The sequence below is a fragment of the Acidithiobacillus sp. genome, assembly GCF_049965315.1.
Lineage (GTDB): Bacteria > Pseudomonadota > Gammaproteobacteria > Acidithiobacillales > Acidithiobacillaceae > Acidithiobacillus_B.
Genome location: NZ_JBMFWL010000023.1, coordinates 13,039 through 29,867, shown reverse-complemented (window position 1 = coordinate 29,867; position 16,829 = coordinate 13,039). Strand labels below are relative to the sequence as shown.

The window sequence follows — 16,829 nt, the reverse complement described above, 5'->3', positions numbered from 1 at the left end:
TCGTGGAGCCGGGAACTGGCCAGCGTTGGGGAACGCTCGGCATGAAACTCCCGGGTCGGGAGAAAGTCCGCGCGCGGAGCTGCGCTTGACGCCGGAGCAGGTGCGCGTCGTCGGCGAAGCCGCCGGCCTCCTGTCGGATCGCGTGGTCGAACTTCCTCCGTATCATTGCGGCGCCCTTTTCCGGCTTCCCGGTTACGGGAAAAATGCGGTTTATGCGCAACCCGACAAACTCCACCAACTCGTCTGCGCCCCTCCTGGAGAAAAGGAATTGGATAGTATTGACAAGCAGGAGAAGTCCTACTATTTTCTAGTTTAGATATTTCTTAACTAACGATTAGTGGGGTGGTCCATGTTTTCAAGCAACGGAGCAGCGCCGACGGGGTCCTGTCCTATTTCTATGGTTGCGGCGGGCAGCGCCTGCGGCGCTGGCCCATCCCAAGCGCCTGGAGATGATCCACTATCTGGGCGAAAGGCAACGCAACGCCGGGGAACTGGCCGAACTCACCGGCCTGTCCAAGGCCAATGTCTCCCAGCATCTGAGCATTCTGAAGGCGCGCGGCCTGGTGCACTGCGACAAGTGCGGGACCTTCTGCCATTACCGGCTCACCAGCCCCAAGGTGCTGGAGACCTGTGAGATCGTGCGGCAATTGATCCTGGAGCAGATGGATCTCACCACCGCCTGCCGTCGGCAACTGGCGGAAGTCGTACCGCTGCGCAAGGAGTCGTCATGAGTGTCGCTCACCTACCGACCACGGCGCACCAGCACGGCATTGCCCGCAATCGCGGCCAGTTCCTGCTGCAGACCGTGCAGGTCTTCTTTGTCGGCTTGGTCATCGGCATGGAGCGCACGGTCTTGCCAGCCCTCGCCCAGGACTTTGGGGTGGCAAAGGGGGCTTTTCTATTCCTTGCGAGTTTTGTCATCGCTTTCGGTCTGGTAAAAGGGGCGCTCAATCTGGTGGCGGGTTCCCTTTCCGATCACATCGGCCGCAAGCGCGTCCTGCTGCTGGGCTGGATCGCCGGCATCCCCATTCCGCTGCTGATCTTTTTCGCTCCCAACTGGTGGTGGATCATTGCCGCCAACGTCTTTCTCGGCATCAACCAGGCCTTTACCTGGACCATGACCGTGACCAGTCAGATCGATCTCGCTGGCATCCGCCAGCGCGGGCTGGCGGTGGGGATCAACGAGGCGGCTGGTTACGTGGGCATGGGTCTGGCGGGTCTGGGCACGGGTTATCTGGCCGTACTCTACGGCCCGCGCTGGGCGCTGTTGCTCTTCGGCCTGGGGGTGATCCTGCTGGCCTTGGTGTTGTTGCTGCGCGTGCGCGATACCATCGCCTGGGTCCATGCCGAACATGCCGCCCACCCCGTATCCTCCCCCTCGCCAACGCGGAGCTGGATGCAGAGTTTTCTCGAGGTCTCCTTCCGGAATCCGCGCTACCGCGCCTTTTGCCAGGCAGGAGTGGCCAACAAGGTGGCCGACACCCTCGTCTGGGTCCTCTTTCCCCTCTATTTCCTGGAACACGCCATGGGGGTGGAGGCCATCGGCTGGATCACCGGCGTTTACGGCACCGTCTGGGGGCTTTCGCAACTCTGGACCGGCCATCTGGCCGATCGCATCGGGCGCAAGTTCCCCATCGTCAGTGGGTTTTTTCTGCTGGCTGCCGGGCTGGTTGCCACCGCCCTGCTGCAGGGTTTTGTCCTGTGGGCGTTGGCGGCTCTGGTCATGGGCCTGGGCATGGCCCTCCTCTATCCCAATCTGGTTGCCGCCATGTCCGACCTCGCTCCGCCCCTGGAGCGGGGTCGCATCCTCGGCGTCTATCGTTACTGGCGCGATACGGGTTATGCCATAGGAGGAGTGCTGCTGGGCCTGGTGGCGCAATGGAGCCATGAAATACGGTTTGCCATTTGGGTCACGGCGGGTATTGTGGCGCTGTCGGGCCTATGGGTGGCCCTGGCCGTGCGGGAAACCCACCACCCGCGTTCCCACGACAAAGGAAAAAGTGCATGACCATAGCGCTGATTGTTTTGCATGCCGATCCGGCTGAGGCGGACAATCTCCGCGCGGATACCGCGGTGCGCCTTGCCGGTGCCATGCTCGCCGAGGGCAGGGAGATGCGCCTATTCCTGGCCGGTCATGGAATCCGATTGCTGGCCGCGGCAAGGGAATCCACGAAGGCTACCCATGAACTCTTTCAGGAACTTCTGGAACTGGGTTTGACCGCGCAGTGTTGCGGCACTTCCCTCAAAAGTCAGGGATGGACAAGGTCATTACCGGATGGCGTCAGCAAAAATTCCCTGAAGGGCCTGTCCGACTGGATCGGTGCGGCGGATGAGGTCGTCTGCTTCCACAGCATCGCCTGCGCGCCACCGGCTCACCCGCTATCACGAAGGAGTGCAATCCGATGATCTTCCGTCAGTTCTTCGAACCGGAATCCGCTACCTACACCTATCTTTTCGGCTGCACGCAAACGGGGCAGGCGGTGCTCCTGGATCCGGTGCTGGAGACCGCGGAGCGGGATCTGCAGGTCCTGGGCGATCTCGGGCTGCGCCTCAGCTATACCCTGGAGACGCACATCCATGCCGACCACGTGAGCAGCGCCCGCAAGCTCAAGGCCAGTGTCGGCAGCCGGATTGCCGGGCCAGCCATGGATGGCCTGCCCTGCACCGATTTCGGAGTGGCCGAAGGGCAGCCCCTGAGCTTGGGTTCGCTCCATTTTCAACCACTTTTTACCCCTGGGCATACGGATACCCACCACGCTTATCTGGTGGTGGACGGCGACACCTGGCGGGTCTTCACCGGCGACGCCCTGCTCATCGACGGCTGCGGGCGCACCGATTTTCAGAATGGCGACGCCGCCACCCTGTACCACTCCGTTCAGGAAAAGCTGTTTTCCCTGCCCGACGCTACCCTGGTTTATCCTGCCCATGATTATCAGCACCGGCATGTATCGTCAATCGCCCAGGAAAAGGAGCGGAACCCCCGTCTGGCCGGCAGGAGCCTGGCGGAATTCCAGGCCATCATGGCTGATCTGAAACTGGCCCATCCGCAAAAGATGGCATACGCCGTCCCCGCCAATCTGGCCTGCGGGCAATGTCCGGCGGACATGCCAGACACGCTTCGCCGCCTTTGCGACCCCTCCTTCCAGGGAGGGTGAGCATCTTTCCCGCCCGCGAACCCCTCCCAGCGATTGCATGGATCAGAAGAGGAAACCCATCCCCGCCCCGACGTAGTGGGTAAATCCACCCAGGCTGCCGCTCAGGCGCACACCTTCCTCGAGGTCCACTTCACAGTAGGAGGTGAGCAGATATTGCACACCGCCGTCCGCATCAAAACCGGACCCCAGACCCGGCCCCGTGCGGCTCTGGCCGAAGACCTCGCCGTAGAATTGCAGATTCCACCAGGGTAGCCAGGTGAAGCTGATATCCGGATTGACGCTGGTGTAGCGACCACCTCCGGCGAGCACGGGGTTGGTCTGGGAGGTGACGCCCAATTGCAGGGAGATCCCCGTGTCGTCGCTGGGGGCATAGGCAACGATGCCGTTAAAGGCTACCCCCAGTCCCTGGCTGCCGAAGGCCGGGCTCCCGGAGGGCAAGGTAAACAAGCCTTCCACGGCCCCCAGCCAATGTTTGGTATAGCCCAATTCGTGCTTGATGCCGACCGTGGTGGCCGAGAATCCCTGGAGACGGGGGCTGCCCGGGATGCGCTGGAGATTGTCGTTGGGCGGCAGCAGGACGAATTCGTTGTTGCCCGGCAAGCCCAAGCGCAGTTCCGCCTCGGGAAAATTATCGGCAGTGCCGCTTCCGGCCCCCGTAAGGTCAGCGTGCTCATAACCCGCCTCCAGTACGGCCTGGCCGTATTGCACCACGCAGGCGCTGTCGGATACCGTCGGCCGATCCAGGATGGCGAGCAAGGCGGACGATCCGCTGCAGGGATCCTGAATGGCATCATCGGCACGGACGCCCTGGGTACCCATGACGAGGGCCGCCAGCAAGGCGGGGATGGGCCAAAGATTTGTTTTGTTCATGATTCCTCGCCGTGGTCGTCGGTTCAGGGAGAAGGTGAATCGGGTTCGCTGCGTATCCCCCCTGGGGGATACGATGAATACGGAAGGCAGCGTGTCGGGGTCCGGGCATCAGCGGCGCGTGCGCTGGCCGTGGCGCGCCAAAAGATGCCCGACTCCGGAAGATCCATGCCCGTCGGGAACCAGCATGGTAACGATTTCATGGCTATTTACCAGCCTGGAATGCTGGTGAGGCCCCCATAGACTCCGAGGCCTGCCGACAGCGTGGAAATCGCCACCACCACCCAAAAATACCAGCCGCGCAGGCGGTGCTCCGCGGGCAGTGCCTTTACCGCGAGGGCCACGAGGAAGCCCAGCACCATGGGCAACAGGCAGGAATTCATCACCTCCACCGCCACCGTCAGGCTCACCAGGTTGGGGATGGCCACCACCGCCAGGGCTCCGGACACCACCGCCAGGGTGTAGACGACGTAGAACCAGGGCGCCTCCTTGGGGTGGTATTCCAGGGAGTGCTTGTAGCCCGTCACCTCTCCGAAGCCCCAGGCGGCGGCCAGGGAGACGACGATGGCGGCCACCATGCCGGCGCCGAGGATGCCGATGCTGAAGACCACCACGCCCATCCGCTCACCCAGGAAAGGCACGAAGGCATGGGCGATCTGGCCGACGGTATTCAGGCTCGCATGGGGGTTTTTGAGGCCGATGGTGGCGGCGGTGGCCACCAGTACGGCAGCCATGATGAGCTGGGTGACCACCGCGCCGATGGCCGTATCCCAGCGCGCATCGCGATAGTGCTCGGCGTGGAGCTTTTTGTCGGCTACGGCTGATTGCTGGTAAAAGATCATCCAGGGCATGATGACGGCACCGATGTTGGCCGCCACGAGGTACATATAATCCGTATTGGTGACCGGGGCATGGATGAGTCCGCGCAACATCTCCTGCATATTCGGATGGGCCGCCCAGGCCACCCAGAAAAAGGCCAGCTCGAAAAGCCCCAGGGCGATGGCCACCCGCTCCACGCGGCGATAGGAACCAGTCCAGACCACCACCAGGAGAAAGGCGGCCGCCAGGCCCACGGCCACGGCCCGTGGTACGCCGAAGAGGGAGCCGACCCCGGCCACACCCGAAAACTCCGTCAGCAGTGCCCCCACCGAGGCGATGCCGAGGCCCGTCACCGAAACCCAGGCCCAGCCCTGGCCGAAGGTGTCGCGGATGAGCTCGCCGTGGCCCTTGCCGGTGAAAATGCCCAGCCGCACCGTCAACTCCTGCACGATGTAGAGAATGGGCATGAGGATGAACTGCAAAAGCAGGAGCTTGTACCCCCACTGGGCGCCGCTCTGGGCGGCCGTGACCACGCTCCCGACATCGGTGTCGGCAAGCATGACCACGATGCCGGGGCCCAGGACGGCGAGGAAGGTTTTCCAGCGCCAGCCCAACGTGGATGCAGGCGCGACGGATGTGATGCGGGTATTCATGGGAGCCCCCGGATAAAGACAACGCGATCGATACTAATTCGCATTACCATTCAAGTCAACAGAGGAGTGCCCTAACCCCGGAGGCTTAGTACCGCAGCGGCCGCAGGCTGATGAGATTCTCCAGCAGGACCAGGCTCATCCCGGTGGCGGCCGTCAGCCGCCGCATGCGTTCGGCCTCGTAGGCCGAATCGATCAGATATTGGCAGAGATCCAGCAGGCGCAGCACCACCCCGGTGCAGATGCCGATGGGGTCGCCCACCGCCCGGGCGGCGATTTCGATCTCTGCGGGGAAGGCGCCGCGCAGAAAACTCATGCTGGCCGCCACGAAGAGAGGCGGAATGCCGGCGGCCACGTGGACTTCGCCGATGCGCCGCTGGTGGGCCATGAACGCTTCGCCGTAATCGCCGGCGAAGAGTTCCGTGAGCCAGGCGATATGGGTCTTTTTCAACTGCTCCACGCGGCCCTCCACATGGGGGCGGGTGCGTTCATCGGCCAGCAGGCGCCCATAGAAGCGATCCGTGAGTTCGGGCAGGCGCGGCACCAGATGTTGGCCGAGATGGCGGAGATGCTCCTCATCCTCCGGGGAAAAACCGCTGATGTGGATGAGGGTCTGCACATCGCTGGGGTTTGCGTTCATGGTCTTTCCCGGTCCGGTCTAAGCCAGTTCCAGCACTTGCCCCATGCGCTCGGCGAGCATGCAGGAGGCGGCGACGACGCTGTTCCAATCGCCCTTCACGTCGAGAAAGAGGGCGAGAATGCCCTCCCCGCCGGCGGGCAGGAAAAGATGGCGATACCGGCAATCTCCGAGAAGGATGTATTCCGTGGCGCAGGCACTGCGGGACTCGGCCCAGCGATCGCTGAGGGAGATGAGGGCCGCTCCCAGGGTGCCGAGGAGGTCCTCGTCCACGCCCGGGGGCAACTGTGCGAGCATGACGATGCCGTCCCGGCTCATGAGGGCCCAGCCCTGCACGGTGGGGAAACGTTGCATCAACTCCCGGGCTTCCTGGCGACAAGCTGCCGATTTGTCCATCTCTTCCTCCTGGCCCGCAACGGGTCGCATCCCAAGGCCCCTGGTTTATCAGGAAAATGCCAATAACTCATTGATCAGATGTCAAATCAGTTAGACGATTTTTTGCGGATGCCAAGGTCCTGATAGCCGACCATCGGTATCCGGGGCGGGCATGGGGCCTTTCCTTCCGTCCTGGCCGGATCCATCCGGGCATCGCCGATCCGGACCAACTCCGCCGGGGCGCTGCAAGGTCCGGCTGTGCGGCAGGAGGTCCAGGCGCCAAATGGTTCATGTCCGGTCCTTCCGCGATCAGGCGCCAGCCCAGGGCTTCATTTCCCCTTCTTTCCTGGGCAGTCTGTCCATACGCGATCCTACCATTGCGTTCATTTTTTGGGTTTGAGCTGAAAGCGGGTGCTTCGCAGCGCCCACCACAGGATAATGGAAAGTGACTGAAACCGTTGCGGATACCGTTCAAATGCTGTTCCAGGGGGCGCTACCGGGCAGTTCGGCGCTGCGGGCCGAAGGCATCCTGCAGGAAATGGCCGACGCCCATATCCTCTGTACCCTCCTAAGCCTTGGGCCGGGGCCTGCCGGGGTCCGGCAAGCGCACCTCGCCTTCCCTCCGGGAACGATTCAAGCTGCTTGGAAAGTTGATCAGTGCCGGGCGTTCGCCTGCTTCCGTGTGGTGCAGGCGCTCTCGCGGCATTCCCGAGATAAATGCCACGCCTGCTGGACAGGGCCGCGGTTTTCGCCTAATAGGCAGCCTATACCACAAGGAAGGAGAGGTGCATCATGCAACAGCAAGCGATAGCCATCATCGGACTGGGGCGGGTGGGTTCGGCATTTCTGGACGCCCTGCGCAAAAAGCCGCGTCAGGGCATACAGATCATTGCCGTGGCCGAGCCGAACAATACCCCGGGACGCACGGCCGCCGCAAACGCGGGTATCCCCGTGTATGGCATTCAGGAACTGATCGCGCGGAGCCAGGATATCGATATCCTCTTTGATCTTACCGGATCCCATGCGGTGCGCCAGGAGTTGCGGGAAGGGCTGGCGGCCATTCATAATCAGCGTACGGTGATTGCACCGGAGAGCGTGGCGCGGATGATCTGGGCGCTTGCCGTGGAGGGCGGCGGACTGCCGGAAGTACACCAGGAGACGGGTTACTATTAGGGGGATCCGTCAGGAAGAACGCCGTTTTCCATGCTGATGGTGCCGGGGTTTGCCGGCGCCTTTTCTCCGGTGGCCCCGGTTGCGGGTATCCCTGCGCGCCGTGGCGACGCCTGTTTTCCCATGGCACGCCCTGCCAGTCTTCGCTTTTTCTTTATTCCATGAGAAATTTTATTGGTTATTGCAGCGGGCACTTGGAAATTGGGCTTTTTACTCACTCGGGAGGAACGGATATGGATTTTCTGGGCGTCGCGCAGCAGGATCCGCAATTGTCCAGTTTTTTGCCCATTTCCGGCTTTGGGGGCGATGACCTCCGGCTTTTGCAGGAGGTCGGGCCCAAGGTGGTGCCCCATATGGCGCTGGTGGCGCAGCATTTTATGCAGCGGCTGCGCTCCGACCCGCAAGTGGAGCAGCGACTTGAGGCCCATGCTGCGCTGGTGGAGGCGAATATCACCCAATGGCTGGAACAGCTATTTACCGGCCCCCATGATGCCGCTTTCCTCGATGCGCAGGATCGCGTCGGGGAGACCCATGTGCAAGCGCGGATTCCGCCGTTATTTACCGCCTTCGGGATGAGTTACCTGCGTGCCGCCCTGCCGCAAGTCTTGGGCAGCATCGGTGTGGCCCATCAATACCCGGAGGGGGCGGTGACGGCGGCGGTGTTGCGTTTACTGGACCTGTGCCAATATCTGATTGATCGGGCTTACTATGCGCGATTGCTGCAGGTGACGGGGATTTCCAAGAATCTATTGGACCGTTTGATGACGGTGTGAGGTTCCATGAGCAACACCATTGACCCGCAAATGCCGGACGCCGCCGCGGCGGCGCCTCAGGAGGAATTCATCGCCCGTCAGGCCATCCTGGGGCGGCAAGGGGAGATCATCGGCTATGAGCTGTTTGCCCGGGAGGAGCTGGGGGGGCCCATGGACGACCCTTTCCTGGCTTCCGCCCGCGTGCTGATCAAGGCCTTTAGCCAATTCAGCGTGGAGCAGCTTTTGGGCGGCAAGCTCGCCTTCGTGAATTTCACCAATAGCCTTTTTGACGAAAAAAGCCTGGAGCTGTTTCCGGCCCAGCGCATCATTCCCGAGTTCACCATCACCGAAGCGCCCAGCGCAGAATTCCTGGCTACCCTTGGGGCGCTGCGCCGGCAGGGCTACCGCCTCGCCCTGGATCGTTTTCAGGATACGCCGTGGCATGCGGAGCTGCTGTCTTTCATGGATTTTGTGAAGGTAGATCTCTACAGCGCAGAGTTATCCCAGGTGCAGGCGCAGATTCGCACCATCCGGCGGTCCGGGGACCAGGCGATCGTGGCGACGCGGGTGGAAACCCAGGGTATTGCGCGGCATTGCTATGAGGCGGGAGTGGACTTTACCCAGGGCTACTATTTCATGCGGCCGGAGATCATTGCCGGGAAGCGGATCGGGGCGAACCATCTGAGCATTTTCCGGCTCCTGAACCTGCTGGGGGAAAACGGTCCCGTTGCGGAGATCGAGCAGGCTTTCCAGAAGGATCCCGGCCTGTCTTATCAGTTGTTGCGTTACATGAACTCGGCCGGCCTGACGCGCGGCCAGGAGATCGACAGCATCCGCCGAGCGCTGATCCTCCTGGGCCGCCAGCCGCTCCAGCGTTGGCTGACCTTGCTCCTTTTCGCCGGCCAGGGTGGGCGCGGTTCGCCGCTGTTGACCATGGCCGCCACGCGCGGGCGGTTGGCCGAGCAGTTGCGCCAAAAGGCGCCCGCCTTAAGCGCTGACAATGCGCAAATGCATCAGTCTTTTTTGGTGGGGATGTTGTCGCTTCTGGATGCCATGCTGGGAGTACCCATGGCCGATATCCTGGGCGACCTGCATTTGCCGCCGGAAGTGGACGCGGCCATCCTGCGGCATGAAGGGGAGAACGGCATCCTTTTGCGCCTGATCGAGGCCATTGAACAGGGGGATGCCCCAGGTACGCTTGCCTTGGCGGGGTCGTTGGGTTTGGACATGGCCGATATCAATCAATGTTATCTGCATGCCATGGCTTGGGCAGCCGTCTTGGATTAACCCTTTTTCTCGCCGTCCGCACCCACGCCAAAAGGACTTTTTGCATGGGGGTAAGGACATGGCGGTTTGGCGCGAAGGCGATTATCTGGCAATAGGAAAATGTAGGCATCAGAATTGATGGAAATTTATTTGAGCTGCAATTGTTATGTTTTTCATGGGATTGTGCGATTATTTCTAGCAAATTTATAATTCAGGATACTTTTAATGGAAACCTCTCTATTGGTTCAGCGCTTACAAGAGTTCCATCAATGGCGTGTCCAGCTTGCGTCTGGTCTGCGGGAGTTGTCCGCTGTAACCGGAAAGTTAGAACTTCTCCCTGGGGCGACTATGCTGCGTCTGGAGAGCCTTGGCGACGAGATTGCGCAGGACTCCCTACGCATTGCTTTCTTTGGGGAATTTGCTCGGGGGAAGACCGAACTCGTCAATGCCCTTTTTTTTGCCGATCTGGGCGGGCGCGTACTGCCTTCCGGCCCCGGGCAAACCACCATGTGCCCCGTCGAAATATCCGGATGTAAGCAGGATCCAGGTCTGCGTCTGCTTCCCATCAACAGCCGATCTTTGGACACTTCCGTCGAAAAATTGAAAAGGGTCAAAGCCGTCTGGACACATCTGCCCTTGGATCTGGCAGATGTGGAAGCACGCGACAGCGCCTTGGCGCACATCACTGAAACGCTGTGCGTGCCGCTGGTGGAGGCGCGCCGGTATGGCCTTTGCCCGCCCTTGCGCAGCGCGGCTGGCAACCAGAATGCCAGTCATTGTCCCTCCTGCGATATGGGTCGGGTGCTGATTCCCCGTTGGCGTTACGCTCTTCTGAGTATGCCCCACCCGGTCCTGGCGGCAGGATTGAGCATCCTCGATACCCCTGGCTTGAATGCTATCGGTAGTGAGCCCGAACTTGCGCTGGAATCATCGACTTCCGCTGATGCCATCGTCTTCGTTTTGGGTGCGGATACCGGAGTTACCCAGAGTGATCTGGAAATCTGGGATCAATATCTTTGTCGCAATCTCTATCAAAAACAGCTGGTGGTGTTGAATAAAGTGGACATGCTCTGGGACGAGCTCCGCGACGATGCGCAGGTGTCTGCGTCCATTCAGTCGCAGGTAGAGGTCACGGCCAGACGTCTGCAGATCAGCCCTCTTCAGGTGCTGCCAGTATCGGGGCAAAAGGGCCTAGTGTCGCGTATCCGCGGGGATCAGATATTGCTTGCCCGTAGTGGTATAGCTCCTCTTGAAGCCGCTATTGCCGACATTTTGATTCCGGCCAAGCGGTTAGCAGTTCTTTCCCGTGTGCAAAATCTGGTGGATCGTGTGGTGGCGGAGCAGCGAACGATCTTGGATGAGCAGATCCATCACCTTGATGAAGACATAGACAGCATGCAACGGCTGGGGGCGCAAAGCGAGGGAAAGGTTCCGCGCCTAGTGGCTCGACAACAAAAAATTCTCCGCACCTTTGCCAGTGATCGTAGTGCCTTTCATCAAAAACAACGGGAATTTGTAGCTGCTACGGAAAACTGGTTGCTCAGTTCCCTGTCCATGGATCGCTTTGATAGTATTATTGGCGATGCCCGTAACGAGCTTCTGGCGGCATGGACCACCATTGGCATCTATGAGCGCTTTTCGCAGTTTTTTGCAGATACCATCAGCCATTTTGATACCGCTCTGGATAGAGCGAACCGACTTTCGGCATTGATGGTCGATTCTTACCGTCAGCTTGAGCAGCGTTATGGGCTACCCGCCCTCGATACCGTTCCTTATGCTATTTTGCCACGCCGTGCAGAGTTGCTTGGTATGGCAGAAAACTACCAGCGCTTTGGCAAGCGGCTGGAGATTGCGGCGAAGACGCAGGGGGCAGTGGTACGCACGGCATTTCTTACCGTTGCCACTAAGGTGCAGGATTTCGTTCGAGAAACGCGGCTGGAATTGCAGGCTTGGGTGAGTGAAAGCCTGGAGATGATGAATCGACAAATGGACCTATTTTATCTGCAGGCAAAAGATCAACTGCAGGCGTTGGAAGCGATCATGGAATCCATGATGAACATCCAACCGCGCATTGCCGAATTGGAGCGCCAGAAAAAAGCGAAAATACTCCTTTTGCTGGATCTGGATGCCGCCTACCAGTCATTGCAAGGCGTGCTTGGGCCGTATACATTGGCGGACACTACGAACAATTTAGCATAAAACATTACGTTCTGGCGGGCTAGATGGTTTTTCGTTGGCTATTCAAGGAAGGTCGGATACGCCAGAATATGTTGGCGCGGGAGCGCTTTTACTTGGCCCTGGGAGAGGCCAGCCGCTTGTTTGCAGATACCCTCGGGATGCCCGTGGAGCAAACCTTGGAGCAGTTGACAGAGCTGCTGGTACGACATCTGCGCCTACCCGTGGTCTGGATCGGGCTCCTCGCCGGGGACGCGAAGAGGGTGGATATCCTTGCCGCCAGCGGCCCTGCCCGTACTTTTGTCGATGGCCTCCAGCTTTCGCCCATCCCCGAGGTTGGCGGGGAGCAGGGAGGGGGATCCATCGCTGAAGCCCTACGCACTGGGGATGTGGTGCGTAGGACTAGTGCTACGGATGCCAGCTATGTCGCTTGGCGGGATAGGCTTGAGCAATTTTCCCTCCGCGGTAGTGTCGTGGTGCCTTTTCGTTCGCTAGATGGTTTGCTGGGCGTGGTGGTTTTGCACTATGGGGATGCCCCCGTCCTGACCGACTTGGGGACGGATTTGTTCATTCGTTTGGCCGAAGACCTTTCGGTTTTTCTGGAACGACGCAAGAACATGGTGGATCTGCTGCGGCTCTCTGACTATCAGCAGGCCATCAGTGAACTTTTGCGCGATTTCTTGGCAGCGCCGAGTATGGCGGTTGCTTACGCTCAGGTGCCGCGGCTTCTAGTAGAACGGACGCAGGCTTTTGCGGCATGGGTTCTGGAGAGGAATGCAGGGGGAACCTTGCAGTTGGTGACTGTCCATGGTCAAAGTACAGCGATTAGCGCCGCTATCGCCGATCTCCATGAGGGTCTAGATGGCATCGCCATCAGACCGGAAATGGGGCTGGCATTGCAGGCTTTGCAATCGGAACAGGCGATCATTGGGAACATCGAGCATGATGCGCAGTTACAGGCGTGTTGTAATAGCTCTGTTCTCTTGGCGCCCATACGGGTTTTCGGGGCATGGCCCATTTATTCGGATACAGAGCCGCTGGCGGTGCTGTTGGTCACGAGCAAGAACCCTCATTATTTCAGCGCCAGTTTACAGGTCTTGCTGCATCAGTTAAGCGATGCCCTGCACATTGCCGATCGCCAATTCAAAAGCCTTGCTGAAATCCAGCATCGTACTATTTTATATCAGGCGTTGTTGGACGAGGGCGACATCGTGCTCGCCGCACAGGATGAGATCCATCTGCTGGATAATGTCTGCCAGCGGCTGGTGGAAAGCGGTCTTTTCGCGACAGTCTGGATCGGCCGACCGGACGTAGGTCATGGTTTTACGCATTTGGCCAGCGCTGGTCTAGAAACACCATCATCCAGCCTCGAAGATGAGCAGGCATCCCTGGCCTGGCGTAGCGGGTTTAGCCAATATCCTCAGCCCTTGGGGGTTGGGCTCGGATTGCCAGCGCGGACAGATCAAACGACATCACAGTCTGCCGCAGCGATCCCGATACGCCGGGGGAGCCAAGTTTGGGGAGTGCTCACGGTTGTTGCTGTTCATCCCGATATTTTTTCCCGGGACCTCATGAAATTGCTTTCCCGCGTGGCCCTGCTGCTCGGCCATGGTCTAGATGAGCTCGACCTTAAGGGAGTTCTTGCGGCAGAACGCGAACACCAGTCCTGGCTGGCTACCCATGACCCCCTGACAGGTCTCGCCAACCGCCGTGGGCTGGATGACTATTTTGCACAGGCTCTCTTGCGCAGTGCCCGGCACGGGCGGATCCTGGCGGTCGTTATGCTGGATCTGGATGATTTCAAGCCAGTAAACGATAGTTATGGCCACGAAGCGGGAGACCTTCTTCTCAAGGACATTGCGCAGCGCCTCCTTGCTGTGGTTCGGCGAACGGATTTTCTCGTGCGTTTGGGGGGCGATGAATTTGTGCTATTGCTTGAGGATCTGGAAGATTTAACGGATTTGCAGGCACTCTTGTACAAGATTCAAAAGGCTGTCGAGACACCCTTTGTCTGGAGTGAGGGCTCATCCATCCAGGTGCGGGCGAGTATGGGCCTGACGGTATTCCCGATGGACAACGAATCGCCGGAATTGCTGTTGCGCCATGCGGACCAGGCGCTATACGCGATCAAAGAGCGCAAGCACCAGCGTAGCCAATGCTGGGCGAGTTTTATTGATCTGCGTTCCGCCCCGGTGGCGCTGTAGGGCGCTGCCATCTGTCATCCAGCCAGCGGGCGGCATCCAGGGCGTGGTAGGTGATGATGAAGTCGGCGCCGGCGCGCTTGATGCCGAGCAGGGCTTCGAGGACGCTCGCTCGTTCGTCGAGCCAGCCGTTGCGGGCGGCGGCCTTGAGCATGCTGTATTCGCCGGAGACGTTGTAGGCGGCGACGGGGAGGTCGCAACGTTCGCGCACGTCGCGGATCAGGTCGAGGTAGGGGAGGGCGGGTTTGACCATGACCATGTCGGCGCCTTCGCTGATGTCGAGGGCCAGTTCGCGAAAGGCCTCGCGGCGGTTGGCGGGGTCCATCTGATACCCCTTGCGGTCGCCGAACTGGGGGGCGCTGTCGGCGGCGTCGCGGAAGGGGCCGTAAAAGGCGCTGGCGTATTTGATGGCATAGGAGAGGATGGCGACCTTTTCGTGGCGGGCGGCATCCAGGGCCTCGCGAATGGCCATGACCATGCCGTCGACCATCCCCGAGGGGGCGATGATATCGACCCCGGCCTCGGCGTAGGAGATGGCCTGGCGCTGGAGATTTTCCAGGGTGGCGCTGTCGTCCCGATCCCCCTGGGCATCGAGGACGCCGCAGTGGCCATGTTCGGTGTATTCGCAAAAACAGGCATCGGCAATGACGAGGAGCTGCGGGTGGGCGGCGCGGATGGCGGCGATGCCGCGCTGGACGAGGCCGTCGGCGGCCCAGGATGCGGAGCCGTGGGCATCTTTGCAGGTGTTTGCCACCACCCCGAAGAGGAGCACCCCCGGAATGCCCAGCCGCACTGCCTCGCCGCAAAAGGCCACGGCCTGGTCGATGCTGTGCTGATGGACGCCGGGCATGGAGGCGATCTCCCGCCGCTGTCCTTCGCCGTCGATGAGGAAGAGGGGAAGGACAAAGTCGCCGGGATGGAGATGATGCTCCCGCAGCAGGGCGCGCAGGTTGGCGCGGCGGCGCAGGCGGCGCGGTTCGTGACGGGAGGGGAGGGCGATCATGCTCATGGGGCGGTCTCCTGCAGGCTTTGGGCCCAGCTCTCCAGAGCGGCGAGGATGCCGTCGTTGCTGGCCTCCGGGGCGATCCAGGGGGTGGGCAGGCCAACGGCGGTGACGGCCTGCGCCGTCAGCGGGCTGATGGCGATGATGGGGGTGCGTTTGAGCCAGCGCTGGCCCAGGCCGCCGACGAGCTGGAAGAAGTTGTTGAAGATCTCCGGGCTGGTGACGGTGACGGCGTCCAGCTCGCCACGGGCCCAGGCGTGGAGCAAGGGGGTGGGATTGCTGCCGGGGATGGTGCGCCGGTAGCAGAAGGCCTTTTCCACTGCCGCGCCGCGCTGGCTGAGGGTAAGCTCCAGCAGTTCGCGGCCTTGGTCGCCGGCGAAGAGGACGATGCGCCGGCCCTGCACCGCAGCGAGTTCAGCGCTTTCCAGCAGGCCTTCGGAGCTGAAATTGCGGGGAACCAGATCCACCCGGATGCCGAATTCGCCCAGGGCCTTGGCGGTTTCCCGGCCAACGGCGGCGACCCGGGGCCCCTGGGGCCACTCCAGGCCGAGGCTGTGGGCACGGCTCAGGGCATGGGCGACGGCGTTGCGGCTGGAAAAAATGGCCCAGTCCATCTGCGGGAGGGAGTGCAGGGCGTGGTCCACGGATTGCCAGTTTTCCGGCGCCTCGATCTGGATGGCAGGGAAGAGCAGGGGGCGGGCCCCGCGCTGTTCCAGCATGGCGACCAAGTCTTCCGCCTGGGCCCGCGGCCGGGTGATGACGATGCCTTTCTTGCTCAGCATCCCGATGCTCATGGGCGGGTGATTTCCGCAATGATGGCAGCGGCCCCTTGGGCCAGCAATTGGGCCGCAACGGTCTGACCCAGCTCGAAAGCATCCCGGCCTTCGGCCGCGGCGCGCAGGATCCGGCTGCCGTCCGCCGTCGCCACGAGGCCGCGCATGTGCAGGGATCCATCGGCCCGGTACTGCGCCAGGGCCGCTACCGGCAGACGGCAGTCGCCTCCCAGGGTCTGGTTCATGGCGCGTTCGGCGTGTACGCAAAGACTGGTTTCCGCATCGTTGAGGGCGGCGATGGTGGCGCGGGTAGCGGCGTCGCCCAGACGAATTTCGATGCCGATGGCCCCCTGCCCCACGGCGGGCAGAGAGTCCTCCACCGCGAGCAAGGCGCTGATCCGTCCCGCCAGACCCAGGCGCTTGAGGCCGGCGGCGGCGAGGATGACGGCCTCATAGCGACCGGCATCCAGCTTGCCCAGGCGGGTGGCGACATTGCCGCGCAGGTCGTCCACCTGCAGATGGGGAAAGCGCGCCAGCAACTGCGCCCGGCGGCGCAGGCTGGAACTGCCGACCCGCGCGCCCGCCGGGAGGGCGGCGGGGTCCGGATAGCGGGTGGAGACGAAGGCGTCACGCACGTCTTCCCGGACCAGGATGGCGGCGATCTCCAGCCCCGCCGGTTGATGGGCGGGGACGTCTTTCATGGAATGAACGGCCAGATCCACCCGGCCATCCAGGAGCGCGTCCTCGATTTCCTTGACAAAGAGGCCCTTGCCGCCGACGGCATGGAGGGGGACGTCCAGGAACTGGTCACCGCTGGTGGTGAGCGGAACGATCTCCACGGTGGACCCCGGGTGGAGGCGGAGGATGCCGTTGCGCACGTGTTCCGCTTGCCAGAGGGCCAGGGGGCTGGCGCGGGTGCCGATGCGAAGAGGAGCCTGCATGGGGATCGTTGGGGCCTTGCCGGAGTGGATGTCACTGCACATAGT

Annotated in this window: 16 protein-coding genes and 1 pseudogene; 10 read left to right on the top strand and 7 right to left on the bottom strand. The window is 61.3% G+C overall.

The window, feature by feature from the left end; genetic code table 11:
- The 5 genes and pseudogenes from ACP5MM_RS07040 to ACP5MM_RS07020 all read left to right on the top strand — a co-directional run.
- Window positions 1–316, top strand: a pseudogene (locus tag ACP5MM_RS07040) (hypothetical protein); the annotation flags it as partial.
- Window positions 317–401: 85 nt separating this feature from the next.
- Entirely contained in the window at window positions 402–731 is a 330-nt protein-coding gene (locus ACP5MM_RS07035) for an ArsR/SmtB family transcription factor (RefSeq protein ID WP_427934319.1), read from the top strand.
- Window positions 728–2,008 (top strand): MFS transporter, encoded by a 1,281-nt coding sequence (locus tag ACP5MM_RS07030; protein WP_427934318.1) that lies wholly within the window; start codon window positions 728–730, stop codon window positions 2,006–2,008. The genes ACP5MM_RS07035 and ACP5MM_RS07030 overlap by 4 nt, the downstream gene beginning before the upstream one ends.
- Window positions 2,005–2,406, top strand: coding sequence for a DsrE family protein (locus ACP5MM_RS07025; protein ID WP_427933281.1), 402 nt, complete (start codon window positions 2,005–2,007; stop codon window positions 2,404–2,406). The genes ACP5MM_RS07030 and ACP5MM_RS07025 overlap by 4 nt, the downstream gene beginning before the upstream one ends.
- Window positions 2,403–3,155 (top strand): MBL fold metallo-hydrolase, encoded by a 753-nt coding sequence (locus ACP5MM_RS07020; protein WP_427933283.1) that lies wholly within the window; start codon window positions 2,403–2,405, stop codon window positions 3,153–3,155. Before ACP5MM_RS07025 ends, ACP5MM_RS07020 begins: the two co-directional genes overlap by 4 nt.
- A gap of 42 nt (window positions 3,156–3,197) precedes the next feature.
- Here the strand turns inward: ACP5MM_RS07020 and ACP5MM_RS07015 are convergent, their stop codons facing one another.
- The 4 genes from ACP5MM_RS07015 to ACP5MM_RS07000 form a co-directional block, all read right to left on the bottom strand.
- On the bottom strand, window positions 3,198–4,025 hold the full coding sequence (locus tag ACP5MM_RS07015) for a hypothetical protein (RefSeq protein ID WP_427933284.1): 828 nt from the start codon (window positions 4,023–4,025) through the stop codon (window positions 3,198–3,200).
- A 206-nt stretch (window positions 4,026–4,231) separates the two neighbouring features.
- The gene (locus tag ACP5MM_RS07010; RefSeq protein WP_427933286.1) at window positions 4,232–5,494 is read right to left on the bottom strand and encodes an NRAMP family divalent metal transporter; all 1,263 of its coding nucleotides are present in this window, start codon (window positions 5,492–5,494) and stop codon (window positions 4,232–4,234) included.
- Window positions 5,495–5,579: 85 nt separating this feature from the next.
- The gene (locus ACP5MM_RS07005) at window positions 5,580–6,131 is read right to left on the bottom strand and encodes a protoglobin domain-containing protein (protein ID WP_427934317.1); all 552 of its coding nucleotides are present in this window, start codon (window positions 6,129–6,131) and stop codon (window positions 5,580–5,582) included.
- A gap of 18 nt (window positions 6,132–6,149) precedes the next feature.
- The gene (locus tag ACP5MM_RS07000; protein ID WP_427933292.1) at window positions 6,150–6,524 is read right to left on the bottom strand and encodes a roadblock/LC7 domain-containing protein; all 375 of its coding nucleotides are present in this window, start codon (window positions 6,522–6,524) and stop codon (window positions 6,150–6,152) included.
- Window positions 6,525–7,295: 771 nt separating this feature from the next.
- Here ACP5MM_RS07000 and ACP5MM_RS06995 point away from each other — a divergent pair.
- The 5 genes from ACP5MM_RS06995 to ACP5MM_RS06975 all read left to right on the top strand — a co-directional run bounded on the left by ACP5MM_RS06995 (window position 7,296) and on the right by ACP5MM_RS06975 (window position 14,070).
- Window positions 7,296–7,676, top strand: a complete 381-nt coding sequence (locus tag ACP5MM_RS06995) for a Gfo/Idh/MocA family oxidoreductase (protein ID WP_427933294.1) — start codon at window positions 7,296–7,298, stop codon at window positions 7,674–7,676.
- Between the two features lie 230 nt (window positions 7,677–7,906).
- Window positions 7,907–8,446: a protoglobin domain-containing protein gene (locus ACP5MM_RS06990; protein WP_427934316.1), complete on the top strand. Its 540-nt coding sequence runs from the start codon at window positions 7,907–7,909 to the stop codon at window positions 8,444–8,446.
- 6 nt (window positions 8,447–8,452) lie between these two features.
- Window positions 8,453–9,712: an EAL and HDOD domain-containing protein gene (locus ACP5MM_RS06985; protein ID WP_427934315.1), complete on the top strand. Its 1,260-nt coding sequence runs from the start codon at window positions 8,453–8,455 to the stop codon at window positions 9,710–9,712.
- 204 nt (window positions 9,713–9,916) lie between these two features.
- Complete coding sequence (locus ACP5MM_RS06980) at window positions 9,917–11,890, top strand: dynamin family protein (RefSeq protein ID WP_427934314.1); 1,974 nt, start codon at window positions 9,917–9,919, stop codon at window positions 11,888–11,890.
- A 68-nt stretch (window positions 11,891–11,958) separates the two neighbouring features.
- A complete protein-coding gene (locus ACP5MM_RS06975) occupies window positions 11,959–14,070 on the top strand; it encodes a diguanylate cyclase domain-containing protein (protein ID WP_427934313.1) in 2,112 nt (703 codons plus the stop codon).
- On the opposite strand, the gene hemB is transcribed toward ACP5MM_RS06975, so the two are convergent.
- The 3 genes from hemB to hemC are packed head-to-tail and all read right to left on the bottom strand — an operon-like array spanning window position 14,036 to window position 16,784.
- Complete coding sequence (gene hemB, locus ACP5MM_RS06970) at window positions 14,036–15,076, bottom strand: porphobilinogen synthase (RefSeq protein WP_427934312.1); 1,041 nt, start codon at window positions 15,074–15,076, stop codon at window positions 14,036–14,038. The two genes, ACP5MM_RS06975 and hemB, sit on opposite strands and share 35 nt — an antisense overlap.
- Window positions 15,073–15,864: a uroporphyrinogen-III synthase gene (locus ACP5MM_RS06965; RefSeq protein ID WP_427932590.1), complete on the bottom strand. Its 792-nt coding sequence runs from the start codon at window positions 15,862–15,864 to the stop codon at window positions 15,073–15,075. Before ACP5MM_RS06965 ends, hemB begins: the two co-directional genes overlap by 4 nt.
- Window positions 15,861–16,784 (bottom strand): hydroxymethylbilane synthase, encoded by a 924-nt coding sequence (gene hemC, locus ACP5MM_RS06960; protein WP_427932592.1) that lies wholly within the window; start codon window positions 16,782–16,784, stop codon window positions 15,861–15,863. Before hemC ends, ACP5MM_RS06965 begins: the two co-directional genes overlap by 4 nt.
- Window positions 16,785–16,829 lie beyond the last annotated feature (45 nt).

Bases quoted from the DNA above. Each gene is read 5' to 3' on its own strand.
- hemB (WP_427934312.1), bottom strand. From the start codon at position 15,076: ATGAGCATGATCGCCCTCCCCTCCCGTCACGAACCGCGCCGCCTGCGC.
- ACP5MM_RS06975 (WP_427934313.1), top strand. From the start codon at position 11,959: ATGTTGGCGCGGGAGCGCTTTTACTTGGCCCTGGGAGAGGCCAGCCGC.
- ACP5MM_RS06965 (WP_427932590.1), bottom strand. From the start codon at position 15,864: ATGAGCATCGGGATGCTGAGCAAGAAAGGCATCGTCATCACCCGGCCG.
- ACP5MM_RS06990 (WP_427934316.1), top strand. From the start codon at position 7,907: ATGGATTTTCTGGGCGTCGCGCAGCAGGATCCGCAATTGTCCAGTTTT.
- ACP5MM_RS06985 (WP_427934315.1), top strand. From the start codon at position 8,453: ATGAGCAACACCATTGACCCGCAAATGCCGGACGCCGCCGCGGCGGCG.
- ACP5MM_RS07015 (WP_427933284.1), bottom strand. From the start codon at position 4,025: ATGAACAAAACAAATCTTTGGCCCATCCCCGCCTTGCTGGCGGCCCTC.
- ACP5MM_RS07020 (WP_427933283.1), top strand. From the start codon at position 2,403: ATGATCTTCCGTCAGTTCTTCGAACCGGAATCCGCTACCTACACCTAT.
- ACP5MM_RS07025 (WP_427933281.1), top strand. From the start codon at position 2,005: ATGACCATAGCGCTGATTGTTTTGCATGCCGATCCGGCTGAGGCGGAC.
- ACP5MM_RS07000 (WP_427933292.1), bottom strand. From the start codon at position 6,524: ATGGACAAATCGGCAGCTTGTCGCCAGGAAGCCCGGGAGTTGATGCAA.
- ACP5MM_RS07005 (WP_427934317.1), bottom strand. From the start codon at position 6,131: ATGAACGCAAACCCCAGCGATGTGCAGACCCTCATCCACATCAGCGGT.
- hemC (WP_427932592.1), bottom strand. From the start codon at position 16,784: ATGCAGGCTCCTCTTCGCATCGGCACCCGCGCCAGCCCCCTGGCCCTC.
- ACP5MM_RS07030 (WP_427934318.1), top strand. From the start codon at position 728: ATGAGTGTCGCTCACCTACCGACCACGGCGCACCAGCACGGCATTGCC.
- ACP5MM_RS07010 (WP_427933286.1), bottom strand. From the start codon at position 5,494: ATGAATACCCGCATCACATCCGTCGCGCCTGCATCCACGTTGGGCTGG.
- ACP5MM_RS06995 (WP_427933294.1), top strand. From the start codon at position 7,296: ATGCAACAGCAAGCGATAGCCATCATCGGACTGGGGCGGGTGGGTTCG.
- ACP5MM_RS06980 (WP_427934314.1), top strand. From the start codon at position 9,917: ATGGAAACCTCTCTATTGGTTCAGCGCTTACAAGAGTTCCATCAATGG.